The sequence below is a fragment of the Streptomyces sp. AM 4-1-1 genome (genome assembly GCF_029167625.1).
GTDB lineage: Bacteria > Actinomycetota > Actinomycetes > Streptomycetales > Streptomycetaceae > Streptomyces.
In genome coordinates this window covers 6,607,811-6,621,057 of sequence record NZ_CP119145.1, presented here as the reverse complement: position 1 = coordinate 6,621,057, position 13,247 = coordinate 6,607,811, and the positions used below count along the sequence as shown (strand labels likewise).

The following is a 13,247-nucleotide window of genomic DNA, read 5'->3' as shown; positions in this document are numbered from 1 at the left end:
GGCTCGGGGTCCACTGTCCTCGCCGGCGGGAACGTCCGGTCCGGCCACGGCCGTCGAGCGCCGACGACTCCCGCGACGACGGTTCCGGGCACCCCCGCGCCCCGGCCGTCGTCACCGGGCGGTCAGCCACTCCTCGTACCAGGCGAGAGTGGTGTCCAGGGCGACGGAGAGCGGGGTCGGCACGAGTCCGTACGCCTCCTCGACGGCGGTGGAGTCGACGATCTGCGGCTCGGTGTGCTGGTAGAACATCTCGGCGTACTCGTCCATGAACGTCTCGTCGAACGGCCCGAACGGTCGCGCTTCCTCGACGGCGGTGAGATCGAGCGGCCTGCCGGTCCGGTCCTCGATCATCGTGAAGATCTCCCGGGTGGTGAGGGCCGGCGCCGTCGGGAGGTGCCAGACGCGCCCGTCGGCGTCGGGATGTTCGCCGAGCGTGGCGAGACCGGCGGCGACATCACCGATGTACGTGTAGCTGTGCGGCAGGTCGATGTCGCCGAACGCGGGCACCTGTCCCCCGGTCAGCGCCGCCGGGAAGACCGCGGCGCCCAGCGTGGAGCTGAGGACGCCGGGCCCGACGAAGTCGGCCGACCGGCCCAGGACGACGCCCAGCCGACCCTCGCGGTGTGCGGCGAGGTAGCGGGCGTCCAGTTCGGCGCGCATCCGGCCCTTGCGGGTGGTGGCGTTCCACGGAGTGTCCTCGGTCATGACCACGCCGTGCGTCTCCCCGTACGGGTAGAGCGTGTCGAGCACGACGAGCCGGGCGCCGACCGCTTCGGCAGCGGCGAGGACGGCCACCTGTATCCGTGGCATGACCTCGGTCTGGAGGTGGTAGCCGACGTTGACGCAGTGATGGACGACGGCCGCTCCGTCCACGGCGGCCCGGGCGCCCTCGGCCGTGGAGACGTCGGCGGAGAACCGCTCGACCCCCTCGATCGCCGGTCCGGTGCCCGCCCGGTCGACGAGCCGGACGCGGTGGCCGCGGCGGGCCAGTTCGACGGCGAGAGCGGTACCTGCGGGTCCGGCACCGAGCACTGCCTGGAGATCATGTGCGGCGGTCATGAATGCGCTCCTCGGGTCAGGGACAACGACGGATAGTTATTCACCGTCGCTTTCGTTATGGACCATAACTTCCCGTCGGGCCGACCGCAAGCTCTTGTGTTACTGTGCATAACGCACGCGATGTCCAGTAACGAGGAGTTTCCGCGATGGTCCAGACACAGCAAGGGCCACGTGCCCGGTACCGGGAGCAGACGCGGTCCGAGATCAAGGAAACGGCGCTCCGGCAACTCGCCGAGGACGGTGCGGGAGCACTCGCGCTCACCCGGGTCGCCAAGGAGATGGGGCTCTCCGGCCCGGCGCTGTACCGCTACTTCGCGGGGCGTGACGATCTGCTGAGCGCGCTGATCAGGGACGCGTACGACGATGCGGCGGCGGCCATCGCCGCGGCGGCCGACACCGCGACGGGGCCGACGGAGGCGTCCGCCGCGGCGGCGCCCGGGCCGCGGGCGCGGTTGCACGCGCTGGCCGGCGCGTACCGCGCGTGGGCCGTGGCCGAACCACATCGCTATCTGCTGGTCCAGGGCGCTCCGGTGCCCGGATACACCGCCCCGCAGGACACACTCGTCCGGGCCCGCGCGGTGCTCGGCCCGTTCCTTCCGCTGTTCGTGGCGGGAACCCCGGGGGCCGGGGTGCTCCCGGTGGTGCGTCAGCTGACCGACTGGCTGAGGACGGACACCGCGGTGGCGGAGTGGGTCGCCACCTACGCGCCCGGAGCGGCCGGTGATCCGGAGGCGTCGGGCCGGGCCGCGGGCGGGGCCGTACTGGCGTGGACGCAACTGCACGGCGCCGTCAGCCTGGAGGTTACGGGCCAGTTCGCGGGGATGGGCCACAGCGGGGAGACCCTGCTCGCGGCGCAGACGGACATGCTGGCGGACGCGTTCGCGCTCGACTGACCCGGGGCGAGCGGGCCGGGAGGACGCACGGGCCAGGGCGGACGAACCAGCCGCGGACCGGCGGACCGGGAGCGGTGGGCCGTGTACGAGTGGGGCGGGACCACTGACGGGCGCGGCACCCGACAGGGGTCAGCCGTGCCCCTCCCCCGGCACACGTCCGTCGATGTGTCCGAGGAGTTCTCTCGCCAGCGATTTGATCGTGGCCAGCCCGTCACGCCCCCAGGGGCGCGGCACGGTGTCGACGGCGCAGACCGTGCCGAGGGCGATGCCCGTACGGTCGATGAGCGGCGCCCCCAGGTACGAGCGGATGCCTATGTCGTCGACGACCGCGTTGCCCGCGAACCGGGGGTAGTCGCAGACGTCCTCCAGAACGAGCGCCTTGCGCCGTACGACCACGTGCGGGCAGTAGCCGCGGTCGCGGGTCAGATACCGGCCGCTGCGACGGCTGCTGCCCGCGGCCGCCGCGCCGAGGTCGGCTCCGGAGTGCGCGCCGTCCGGGGTGTGCAGCCCGGCGAAGAACTGGCGGTTCTCGTCGATGAAGTTGACCATCGAGAAGGGCGTCTTCGTCACTTCGGCCACCTTGTCCGCGAAGGCGTCGAAGTTGTCGAACGAGGCGTCGGACCGCTCGACGAGCCCCAGTGCGCGCAGCCGTCGGGCCCGGACCCCGGCGTCGGGATCGGCGGGGGTGAGCAGCAGCCGGCCGGTCGTGTAGCGGGTCATGGGCGGACTCCGTGGCTCGCGGAGGAGGCGGCCGGTACGGAGGTGGCGTTGATGAGGTGCTGTACGAGGGTGACGAGCGCCCGGGTCGACGAGCTGGCGGTCCTGGCGTCGCAGAGCACCACCGGGACCGCCGGTCCGAGATCGAGGGCAGCCCGTACCTCATCGGGTTCGTAGCGGTGGGCGCCGTCGAACTCGTTGACCGCGACGATGAATCCGATGCCGCGCCGCTCGAAGAAGTCGACGGCGGGGAAGCATTCCGCGAGGCGCCGGGTGTCGGCCAGGACGACCGCGCCGAGCGCGCCCCGCGAGAGTTCGTCCCACATGAACCAGAAGCGCTCCTGCCCGGGGGTGCCGAACAGGTACAGCACGTGCCGCTCGTCGAGGGTGATCCGGCCGAAGTCCATGGCGACGGTGGTCGCCGTCTTGGACTCGATGCCTTCGAGGCTGTCGGTCGCGACACTGACCTGGGTCAGCAGTTCCTCGGTGCTGAGGGGCGCGATGTCGCTGACCGCGCCGACGAAGGTGGTCTTGCCGACGCCGAACCCGCCCGCGATCAGGATCTTGAGCGCGACGGGAAAGATCTCGGAGCTTCCGGGGCTGTCAGAGCTGTCGTCGTAGACCATCGAGCACTGCCTCCAGCAGGGAACGGTCGGTGGGCATGTCGTGGAAGGCCGGCGGGTGCGCGGTGACCGCCCCGCAGTCCACCAGGTCGGAGAGGAGGACCTTGGTCACGGCGGCGGGCAGTCGCAGATGGGCGGCGATCTCGGCCACCGACACGGGGTCGTCGCACAGTTCGAGAGCCACGGTGTGTTCGGGGCCGAAGTGGATACGGGGGTGAGCCCGCGGCTCACTTCCCGTGGCCAGGACCAGCGAGAGCAGATCGAGGACGGTGGTCGGCCGGGTGCGGCCGTCGCTCACGGTGTACGGACGGATGAGCCGGCCGGCCGCGTCGTCGAGCAACGGCCCGTCCTGCGGGGCCGGCACCTTCACAGTCCTGTGCCGCCCGGCATGCCCGCCGCCTGTCTGGCGGGGGTCATCAGGTAGGGCCGGACGCTCTTGACCAGCATGGCCATCTCGTAGCCGAGCACCGCGGCGTCGGCGTCACGGCCCGCCAGGACCGCGAGACAGGTGCCGGAGCCGGCGGTGGAGACGAACAGCAGGGTCGAGGCCAGCTCGACCACGACCTGGCGGACCTCCCCGTTGTCGCCGAACCTCGCACCGGCACTGCGGCCCAGCGAGTACAGACCGGCTGCCAGGGCCGCCATGTGGTCGGCGCTGTCGGCGTCCATGCCGTGCACCGACTTGACCAGCCCGTCGGCGGAGAGCAGGACCGCGCTGCGGGTGAACGGCACGCGCTGGACCAGTCCGCTCAACAGCCAGTCGAGGTCAGGTACCTGACTGGGTGACATATCGCTCGCCATGGTGCGTCTACTCCTTGAAGGGGTCTTCGTCGCGGGGGTCTTGGTGGGGGTCCGTGAGCGGCAGGGGCCAGGTGGAGCCGGGGGTCCGGCCGCGCACCGGCAGCGGGGCGGGAGGCAGGTCCCCACCGGGCGCGGCGGGGACGGCCGACGCCGTCGGGGCGGCCGGACCGATGGGTGCCGCGGGGACGGACCGGTCGTCCAGGCCGTCCTGGGCCGTGCGGCCGGTCCACTCGGTAGGGACGGGCCGAGCCTGCCGACGGTGCCGCGCCTCCTGACCGTCCCGGTCCCCCTCGATGCCCCGGTCCGGCCATGACGTCCGGTCCGGGGCGTCCAGCCCAGGGCTCCGGTCGGAGCCGGGGCCGCGGTCCGGCTGGTCCGGCCCGTCGATCTGCGACTCGGCGAGTCCGACGCCTCGCTGGAACGCGGCCATCAGCCCGGGGTCGTGCGGGGCGTAGGCGTCCTCCGTGCGCGGGACTGGGGGTACCCGGAGCTGTGGGGCCAGGTGCTCCTGGGTGGTGCGCCGGGGAAGCAGCGGTCTCGTCGGGTCGCCGCCCGCGCCCCCGGTCTCGGCGAGGGCCGTGGTCGGTGTGTCTTCGGGCGGCCGGACCGACGGAGGGGGCCGGTCCTCGGCGCTCCGCTGCCGCGGGGGATGGTCGAGCCGCTGCCGTGGGTTCGCGGTTGGTACTTCCGCTTCCGGCGTCGGCTGCTGTTGTCGCGACGGTGCTGGTGCCTGACGGCCCTCTTGGCGGTGCGCCTGCTGTGTCGGTGCTTGTTGCTGATGAGCGGGTGACTGATGCGTCCGCTGCGGTGGCTGAGGGGTGGGTGCGATGTCCTCGTCCGGGCCGAGCAGGGCCTGTGGCAGGACCAGCACGGCCTGCGTACCGCCGTAGATGTTGCTCTGCAACCGGACCGCGATGCCATGGCGGTGTGCCAGTGACGCGACGACGAAGAGACCGATCCGGCCGTCCTGGAGCAGATGCGCGACGTCGACCTGGTCGGGATCGGCGAGCAGGGCGTTCATCCGCTTCTGCTCATGGACCGGCAGACCGAGGCCGCGGTCCTCGACCTCCAGGGCCAGCCCGGCCGTGACGCGCTGGGCGCGCAGCAGCACCTGGGTGTGCGGCGAGGAGAACACGGTCGCGTTCTCCACCAGTTCGGCCAGCAGGTGGATCACGTCGGCGACGGCGTGTCCACGCAGCGTGCCGTCGATCGGCGGCACCAGCTTGACCCTGGGGTACTGCTCGACCTCCGCGATCGCCGAGCGCAGGATCTCCGTCGTGCTGACCGGATTGCTCCACTGCCGCCGGGAGACCGCTCCGCCGAGGACCGCGAGGTTCTCCGCGTGCCTGCGGATGCGGGTGGCCAGGTGGTCGACGTGGAAGAGGCCCTTGAGCAGATCGGGATCCTCCACCTCGTGCTCCAGCTCGTCGAGCAGCTGGATCTCGCGGTGCACGAGCGACTGCAGACGTCGGGCGAGGTTGACGAAGACCTCGACCCGGTGCGCGTCCCCGTCGCCCCGTGCCGCGTCACCACCGGACGGCAGGGACGCCTCGGTGATCGCCGCCAGGGCCGTCTCGTGCGAGCGCGCCATTTCGTGTGCGAGCAGGTCGAAGGCGTCTCCACCGGGGGCCGCGGGCTCGGCCGGCGGCCGGGCGGGCACCGTCTCTCCCTTGCGCAACCGCTCCATGAGACGCCCCACTTCGGCCTGTCCGTGGGCACTGGAGCGACGAAGCGCCAGGCAGCGTCCGAAGACGGCGGTCGCCGTCCGGTTGGCACCGAGGAAGGCCGCGACCACGGCGGCGACCGCCGACGCCCCGCACGCGCCGAGGGTGATCCACAGTTCCTCGGAGGGGCGGATCTCGGTGGCCCGGACGGTGACGGCGACGGCGACGGCGCCGCTCAGCGCCGCGGCGACGGTCGGCAGCAGCGCGCTTCGCAGCAGCCGGGGGCGTATCCGCGATTCGGGCGATGTCCGAGCGGCACCCGGCGTGGGGGGAGCCGGTGCGAGGGCACGGGCGCCCGGTCGGCCGTGACGCCCGCCCTCCCGGCGTTCCGTGCGCGCTTCGGGCGCGCGTAGTTGTGACATTTCAGCGTCCTCGGTACATGGGGCACCAGGAATCGGCGTTCGGCGGTGACACCTGCGGTGGTCGGTCCGGTACGGGTCAACGGCGGGCCGACCGCGGAAAGATGAGCCCAGCGTTGATCTCCGGACACACACGGTAGTCGCGAACGGGCGACGCTTGGTGGGCTGTTCCGGAACTTACCCACCATCCGTCCCACGCCGGTATGGCGACTCGTACGCACGGCCGATTACGGCTGGCCCCAAGGAGCCGGCGGGGTCACGCGGGCCGACGCGGCCGCGGCACGGCCCACATCACCCGGCTCCTCGGCATCGGGCCGGGCACGCGGCGGGGGCCGTACCGGACGTCAGCCGACGCCTCGGGAACGAAGATCGGCCGAGATCAGAGCGGACACATGCTGAACACCTTGTCGCGCCTTTTCCGATCTTCCCGGACTCCGCGGTCCCGTGATACTGATCGCGGCGAGAGGCAGTGGCCCCTTCCCGTAGACAGGGACGGCACAGCTGAAATTCTTCTCGTCCATCGAGACCGCCATCGATTCCCGCCGTATTTCCGCGAACTGGACGAGGCGTGCCGGATCAGCCTTCGCCGATTGCGCTTCAGCCAGATAAGCCGTCAGCAGGAGGCCGGCGGCACCCTCCGCGTGGGGGAGCATCCGCTCCGCCGAGCGCGCGAGCAGTTGCTGGCTCCGGGAACGGATGACCTCGTCGAAAACCACCCTGTCACCGCGCGCCACCGCCATGCCCACGGGCATTCTCATCGCCATGTAGAGATCCACCAGATAGGGGGTCACGATACGCCGTAGCCTGTCGCCCTCGGGCACGAGCAGCCGGTCGGCGGCCCTGCTCAACAGCCCGGCGATGACCAGCCCCTCGTCCGCGTGAGAGAGCACGCCGCGGTCGTCCATGCGCTTGAGTATGCGATGGACCGTGGTTTTCGGCATTTCGAGTCGCCGCGCGGCCTCGTTCGCACTCACCGGTCCGTTCTCCGCCACGAACAACAGAATCCGTGCGACTTTGTCAATCGTCCGCGTTCCGGCACCTCCAGATTCCTTCCGTGCGATATAACCGGTCCCGCCCTCTTTCCCGGCAGGCGATTCCATGGGCGAAGCGCTTTCTCCCACCACTGAGCTTCCATTTTTCGATCATCATGGCCACGAGCCCCTAGGACTGCGAAGGATGCGAGAAGTGATCCACTCTTCATCCGTTCTTTCGCTTTCGCGAGAATGGTATCCGGCCGATATTACCGTACCGTATCCCATTCGACACCGATGCGCGTTCATGTGGTCGGCTTGAGGAAATAGACCATTCCTGTGACACGTGTGACGGAAAGGCACTTTTCCTTCCCGACCCCGCCGGGATCACCCGGTGCGCGGAGCGCGGTCGGCGAGCAGCGCCGCCAGAGAACGGACATGGGGCTCGCGCAGCATGGACTCGTGGCCGCCCGGCGAGGTGGTCATGTCGATGCCGGGGACCACCGCGCGCCATTCCTCCGACCGCGGATCGGACTCGTCCGGTTCGGGATCGCCGGCCCGTACGTACAGCACCGGGCCGTCGTAGGAAGCGGCGCCCGGTCGGTGGCCGCACAGTGCCGCGTAGTGCGCGAGGCGCAGCGGGACGAGCGTGGCGAGCACGTCCTCGGACGCCGTGCCGCGCAGTGTCTCCCGCTGGGCCTCGTACGTGCGCTCGTCCGCGGGGACCGACCCCGGCCATGGTGAGTCGAGCAGGACGGTCAGTGCCGGTCGCCGTCCGCGCAGGCGCAGTACGCGTGCCATTTCGAGGGCCACCACGCCTCCGAAGGACGAACCGCCGAGCCAGAACTCCCCTTCGGGACGGTCGGCGAGGAGTTCCTCGGCGTAGGCGGCCGCCATCTCGCACAGATCCTTCCGTGGCGCACCGCCCTGGCCGTCGAAGCCCCTCGCGGTGAAGCCGTGGGTCGGACAGCTCTCCGCGAGCGCCGCGGCGAGGGGCCGGTAGACCAGGGCTCCGCCGCCTATCGGGTGCACGAGGTAGAGCGGCGGTCCCGGGCTCTTCCGTCGCTCCGGGCCGAGGAGGCGGGTCAGGGCGCGGTACCGTCCGTCGCCTTCACCCGCGCCGTCGTCCGCCTTCTCCCGGATGGTCGCGGACAGGGCTCGTGGCGTCGGAGCCGCCAGGAGGTCCTGGGGCGTGACGTGATGTCCGACGGTCCGTCCGATGTCCGCCGCCAGCTGGACGGCGGTCAACGAGTCTCCGCCGAGATCGAAGAAGTCGTCGTCGGGGCCGGTCCCGGGAGAGCCGAGCGTCGTGCCCCACAACGTGGCGAGGGCCTTCTCCAGGCCGGGTCCGGCGGGGGCGTCGGAAGCGTCGGGGACGGAGGGCGCACCCCGGTCGCCGGGGCCGTCCGGTTCGGTCGTCCCGGCCGGGGAGGACGCCGCTTCCGGTTCGGTACGGCGGCCCGTGGGTGTCCCGTCGGCCGTCGCGTCCGTGATCCAGTGCTGTGTGCGTTCGAAGGGATACGTGGGCAGGGGCAGCCGGGGCTGCCGGTGGTCCTCGTCGAGCGCGTTCCGGTCGACGGCGACTCCCGCCTCCCAGAGCCGGCCCACCGACACGAGGAGGCGGCGGTAGGCGCTCCCCCGGTCACGGGCCCTCCCGTAACCGGCGAATGCCCGCGTCCCCCGGCCGACCACCCCGTTGCGGGCGGCCCACCCTCCGAGCGTCCGGCCGGGTCCGATCTCCAGCAGGAGCCGGGGGCCGGCCACGGTCAGTGTCGCGAAGGCGTCCACGAGACGTCCGGTCCCCCGCAGTTGCCGCACCCAGTAGTCCGGATCGACCGCCTGCTCGTCCGTGATCCAGGTGCCCGTGACATTGGAGAGGAACGGCACACGGGGGCGGGAGAGGCGGAGATCCGCTACGGCCGCCCGGAAGTCGCCGAGTATCGGGTCGAGCGCCGGGGAGTGGGCCGCACGGTCGACGGGGATCGGGCGGTGCTCGACACCGCGTCGTCGCAGTCGCGACTCCAGGCGGGCGATGTCGTCGTCCGTTCCCGAGGCGACGCTGCGGTCCGGTGCCACGACGGCCGCCAATCCCAGCGACCCGTCCAGGAGTTCGGCCAGTTCCGCACCCGGCAGGGGGACGCTGAGCATCCGTCCGGGCGGAAGACCGCCGACGAGTCGGCCGCGCAGCATCGCCAGGCGCAGTCCGTCGGCCGGTGACAGGACGCCCGCGAGGCACGCGGCGACGCATTCACCGAGGCTGTGTCCCAGCATCGCGTCGGGACGGACGCCCCAGTGTTCCAGCAGCCGGCCGAGGGAGTACTCCACGGCGAACACCACCGGCATGGCCACCTGGGTGCGGCGGATCTCGTGCGCGGCCTCGTCGCTCTCCTCCGGCGGCGAGTTGAGGAGTTCGCGGACGTCCAGGCCGAGGCCGGGGAGAAGCGTCTCCGCGCAGAAGTCCAGCGCCCGGCGGAAGACGGGCTCGTAGGCGTAGATCTCCCGGGTCATCCCTGCCCATTGCTCTCCGAATCCGGGGAGCAGGAAGGTCACGGGGGGAGGCTCCGGGGGCGCCGCCGGGGCGGGTTCCGCGCGCGAGAGCAGTTCGGCGGCCTCGTCCCCGTTCTCGGCGACCCCGCTCCAGCGGTGCGGGAACGCCGCGCGTCCGGTCAGCAGCGTACCGGCGAGTGCCGGCAGCGCGACGGCGCGCGCCGTGTCGGCCATGGTGCGCGTCATCCGGGTCAGCGCCTCGGGGCCGCGTGCGGACAGCAGGATCAGCTGGGGGGAACGCGCGGGACGGCCCGGCCGGGGAGCGGGGGCTTCCTCCAGGACGGCGTGGGCGTTGGTGCCTCCGACGCCGAAGGAGCTGACGGCGGCCCTGCGGGGATGGTCGGACGCGGGCCAGTCCTCGGCGGTGCGCGGAAGCCGGAAGGGGGACGCCTTCAGATCGAGGTCCGGGTTCGGCGGATCGCAGTACAGGGCGGGTGGAACCGTACGGTGGTGCAGTGCGAGGGCCGCCTTGATGAACCCGGTGACTCCGGCCGCGACGTCCAGGTGTCCGATGTTCGCCTTCACGGAACCGATCGGGCAGTTGCCCGGCTCCGTGCCGAATGCCGAGCCGAGAGCGGACAGTTCGGACGGGTCGCCCAGCGCGGTGCCGGTACCGTGCGTCTCCACGTACCCGATCGTGCGTGGCGACACCCCGGCGGATGTGTGGGCGGCGGTGATGACGGCACGCTGCCCGGCGGGGCCCGGGGCGCTGTAGGACAGCTTGTCAGAGCCGTCGTTGTTGACGGCGGAGCCCTTGAGGACCGCGTAGATGTGATCGAGGTTCGCCCTGGCGTCTTCGAGCCGCTTGAGGAGGACGATGCCCGCCCCGCTGCCGGGGACGGTGCCTGCGGCGTCCGCCGAGAACGGTCGGCAGTGGCCGTCGGGCGACAGGATGCCTCCCGGTTCGTGCAGGTATCCGGCCCGCTGGGGAAGCCGGATCGACACCCCGCCGGCGAGGGCGGCCTCGCACTCGCCGGAGAGCAGACTACGGGCGGCGAGGTGGACCGCGACCAGTGACGTGGAGCAGGCGGTCTGCACCGTCATGGCCGGGCCGCGCAGATTCAGCCGGTAGGCGACGCGAGTGACGGCGAAGTCCCGGTCGTTGGCGATGAGCCGGACGAAGTCGGTCGCGCCTCCCAGGTCGGGTGTGCGGGTTCCGCCGTCGAGCAGTCGGTAGTCCGAGGCGCCGGTTCCGGCGAAGACACCGATGGGCCCGGGGAAGGAGTCCGGCACGCAGCCGGCGTCCTCCAGCGCCTCCCAGCAGCACTCCAGCAGCAGCCGGTGCTGGGGGTCCATCAGGTCCGCCTCACGGTTGCCGATACCGAAGAACCGCGCGTCGAACAGCCCGACCGCGCCGAGGACACCGGCGGCCGGCACGTATCCGGGGGAACTCGTCAGTTCGGTGCCGACGCCCTCCTCACGCGCCTCCTCGTCGGTCGGCCGGCTGATCAGCTCCGAACCGTTCCGTATCGCCTCCCACAATCGCTCGGGGTCGGCAGCGCCGGGAAAGCGTCCCGCTAGGCCGATGACCGCTATGTCTCCGGCCGGGGACTCCCCCGCCGGACCGTCGGGGAGTACGGCGTCGTTCATCGGGCCGGCCTCCCGTCCGGGTCGTCGCCCTCCCACGAGGGGACGTCGTCCGGTGGTCGCGGGTCCGTCCGCCCGGCCAGGAAGGCTCCGAGCCGGGCCGGGGTGGCGTACTCGATGAGGTCGAGCGTGCGCACACCGGTGTAGCCCAGCCGTCGGAGCTCCGCGCGAACCCTCAGGAGCAGTGCGGAGTCCCCGCCCAGTTCGAAGAAGGCGTCGTCCGGACCGACGGCGACACCGCCCAGGAGTTCGCCCCAGACCCTCATGACCGCGTCCCGGTGTTTTCCCGGACGGTCGTCCTCGGACGGGTCCGCCGCGGTCCGGGCCATGGCCGGCCGGCCGGCCGTCGCGAAGGGGTCGGGGAGCGCCTTACGGTCGAGCTTGCCGTTGTTCAGGACCGGGAAGCTGTCCAGAGTCACGATCCGGGCGGGCACCATGGCACGGGGCAACAGATCCAGGAGCTGCTTGCGCAACCCGCCCGCGCCACCGGTCCCGCTGTCCTCCCCCGCCACCCAGGCGACGAGCGTGGGGGTGCCGTCCTCCGGATCGGTACGCCGCGCGGCCTCCGCGCCTCGTACCCCGGCCAGTCGCAGGAGGGCGGCTTCCACGTCACCGAGTTCGATCCGGTTCCCGCGCACCTTCACCTGGCGGTCCTCACGGCCGAGGAATTCCAGTTCGCCGTCGGCACGTGCCCGGACCACGTCACCGGTCCGGTAGAGCCTCGCGTGTTCCGGGTCGCCGCAGGAACGGGGATTGGGAAGGAAGCGCTCCGCCGTCAGCCCCGGACCTCGGTGGTACCCGCGCGCGACCTGGGGGCCCGACAGGAAGAGTTCGCCCGGAGCGCCGTCCGCCCGTGGAGTCAGGTCGCGGGGCGCCAGGACATGGGCTCGGTTTCGACCGACCGGGCGGCCGATCGGTACGTGTGCGGTCGAGGTGTCCGGGGGGACGCACGTGTGCGTCAGCGTGACGATCGCCGCTTCGGTGGGACCGTAGGCGTTGACGAGTTCGGTGTCCGGCAGCATCCGGGTGAAACGCTCCACGACGCTGGGCGTCAGTTCTTCGCCGATCGAGAACAGCCGCCGTAAGGCGCCGCTCCCCGCTGCCGCGGGCTCCGCGAGAAAATCGCTCAATTGCGTCGGCACGAACAGCGCTTCGGTGATTCCCGCCGTGACGACGACTTCGGCCAGATACGCGGGATCGTGATGTCCTTCCGGATGGGCCAGCACCAGGCGGGCACCGCAGATCAGCGGCCAGAAAATCTCCATGACCGACACGTCGAAGCCGAACGGAGTCTTCACGAGAACACGGGAATCGGCGTCGAGCGGATAATTTTCGACCATCCATCGCAGGAATTCGGTCACGCCCGCGTGACTGTTGGACACTCCTTTCGGGCGGCCGGTGGAACCGGACGTGTACATGACGTAGAGGGTGTTCCCCGGTGCGGCGGACACCCCGCACGGCCCGTCCGCCGCTTCGCCGTGACTCACGTCCAGGACCGTCAGGGACTCCGGGCCGGCGGCGGCGTCACCTCCCGCCCATCCGCCGGGCCCGAGCAGCAGAATCCGTAGGTGCGCGTCGTCGACCGTCATGGCCAGCCGGTCCGCCGGCTGCGCCGGATCGAGCGGGACGTACGCGCCACCCGCGAAGGCCACCGCGAGCAGCGCCACCAGCAGTTCGGGGCCGCGCCGCATGCTGACACCGACCAGCACTTCGGGACCGACGCCCGCGGCCGTCAGTTGTCGGCCGAGTGCCCTGGCACGCCCGACGAGTTCGCCGTAGGTCAGGTCCGGCCGGTCGGCCATGGTGACGGCCACCGCGTCCGGGGTGCGCCGGGCCTGTTCCGCCACGAGTTCATGGAGAAGTTCCCGGCGCCGCGCGTCGAGGGAGCGGAATGCATCGGTCGTCGAATTCATGATGCGTCACTTTCCTTTCCGGGGGTGTATTCCCGACCCCACCCTCGCAGCCG

10 protein-coding genes are annotated in these 13,247 nt (G+C 71.5%); 1 reads left to right on the top strand and 9 read right to left on the bottom strand.

Going from position 1 to position 13,247, the window contains the following annotated elements:
* Nucleotides 1-111 precede the first annotated feature (111 nt).
* Nucleotides 112-1,059 carry an NAD-dependent epimerase/dehydratase family protein gene (locus PZB75_RS28065; RefSeq protein ID WP_275538085.1) on the bottom strand — a complete coding sequence of 316 codons (948 nt, stop codon included), beginning with the start codon at nucleotides 1,057-1,059 and terminating at the stop codon, nucleotides 112-114.
* 146 nt (nucleotides 1,060-1,205) lie between these two features.
* Between PZB75_RS28065 and PZB75_RS28060 the strand changes: the two genes are divergently transcribed.
* Entirely contained in the window at nucleotides 1,206-1,952 is a 747-nt protein-coding gene (locus PZB75_RS28060) for a TetR/AcrR family transcriptional regulator (RefSeq protein WP_275538084.1), read from the top strand.
* Between the two features lie 129 nt (nucleotides 1,953-2,081).
* Here the strand turns inward: PZB75_RS28060 and PZB75_RS28055 are convergent, their stop codons facing one another.
* From PZB75_RS28055 to PZB75_RS28020, 8 genes are all read right to left on the bottom strand, one after another.
* On the bottom strand, nucleotides 2,082-2,672 hold the full coding sequence (locus PZB75_RS28055; RefSeq protein ID WP_275538083.1) for a GAF domain-containing protein: 591 nt from the start codon (nucleotides 2,670-2,672) through the stop codon (nucleotides 2,082-2,084).
* A complete protein-coding gene (locus PZB75_RS28050) occupies nucleotides 2,669-3,295 on the bottom strand; it encodes an ATP/GTP-binding protein (protein WP_275538082.1) in 627 nt (208 codons plus the stop codon). Before PZB75_RS28050 ends, PZB75_RS28055 begins: the two co-directional genes overlap by 4 nt.
* Nucleotides 3,273-3,656, bottom strand: coding sequence for a DUF742 domain-containing protein (locus tag PZB75_RS28045; protein WP_275538081.1), 384 nt, complete (start codon nucleotides 3,654-3,656; stop codon nucleotides 3,273-3,275). Before PZB75_RS28045 ends, PZB75_RS28050 begins: the two co-directional genes overlap by 23 nt.
* 2 nt (nucleotides 3,657-3,658) lie before the next feature.
* On the bottom strand, nucleotides 3,659-4,093 hold the full coding sequence (locus PZB75_RS28040; protein WP_275538080.1) for a roadblock/LC7 domain-containing protein: 435 nt from the start codon (nucleotides 4,091-4,093) through the stop codon (nucleotides 3,659-3,661).
* A 7-nt stretch (nucleotides 4,094-4,100) separates the two neighbouring features.
* Nucleotides 4,101-6,179 (bottom strand): ATP-binding protein, encoded by a 2,079-nt coding sequence (locus PZB75_RS28035; RefSeq protein WP_275538079.1) that lies wholly within the window; start codon nucleotides 6,177-6,179, stop codon nucleotides 4,101-4,103.
* Nucleotides 6,180-6,520: 341 nt separating this feature from the next.
* The gene (locus PZB75_RS28030; RefSeq protein WP_275538078.1) at nucleotides 6,521-7,276 is read right to left on the bottom strand and encodes a MarR family transcriptional regulator; all 756 of its coding nucleotides are present in this window, start codon (nucleotides 7,274-7,276) and stop codon (nucleotides 6,521-6,523) included.
* 258 nt (nucleotides 7,277-7,534) lie between these two features.
* Entirely contained in the window at nucleotides 7,535-11,284 is a 3,750-nt protein-coding gene (locus tag PZB75_RS28025; RefSeq protein ID WP_275538077.1) for a beta-ketoacyl synthase N-terminal-like domain-containing protein, read from the bottom strand.
* Nucleotides 11,281-13,194, bottom strand: coding sequence for a non-ribosomal peptide synthetase (locus PZB75_RS28020; RefSeq protein ID WP_275538076.1), 1,914 nt, complete (start codon nucleotides 13,192-13,194; stop codon nucleotides 11,281-11,283). The genes PZB75_RS28025 and PZB75_RS28020 overlap by 4 nt, the downstream gene beginning before the upstream one ends.
* Between the last annotated feature and the right edge of the window lie 53 nt (nucleotides 13,195-13,247).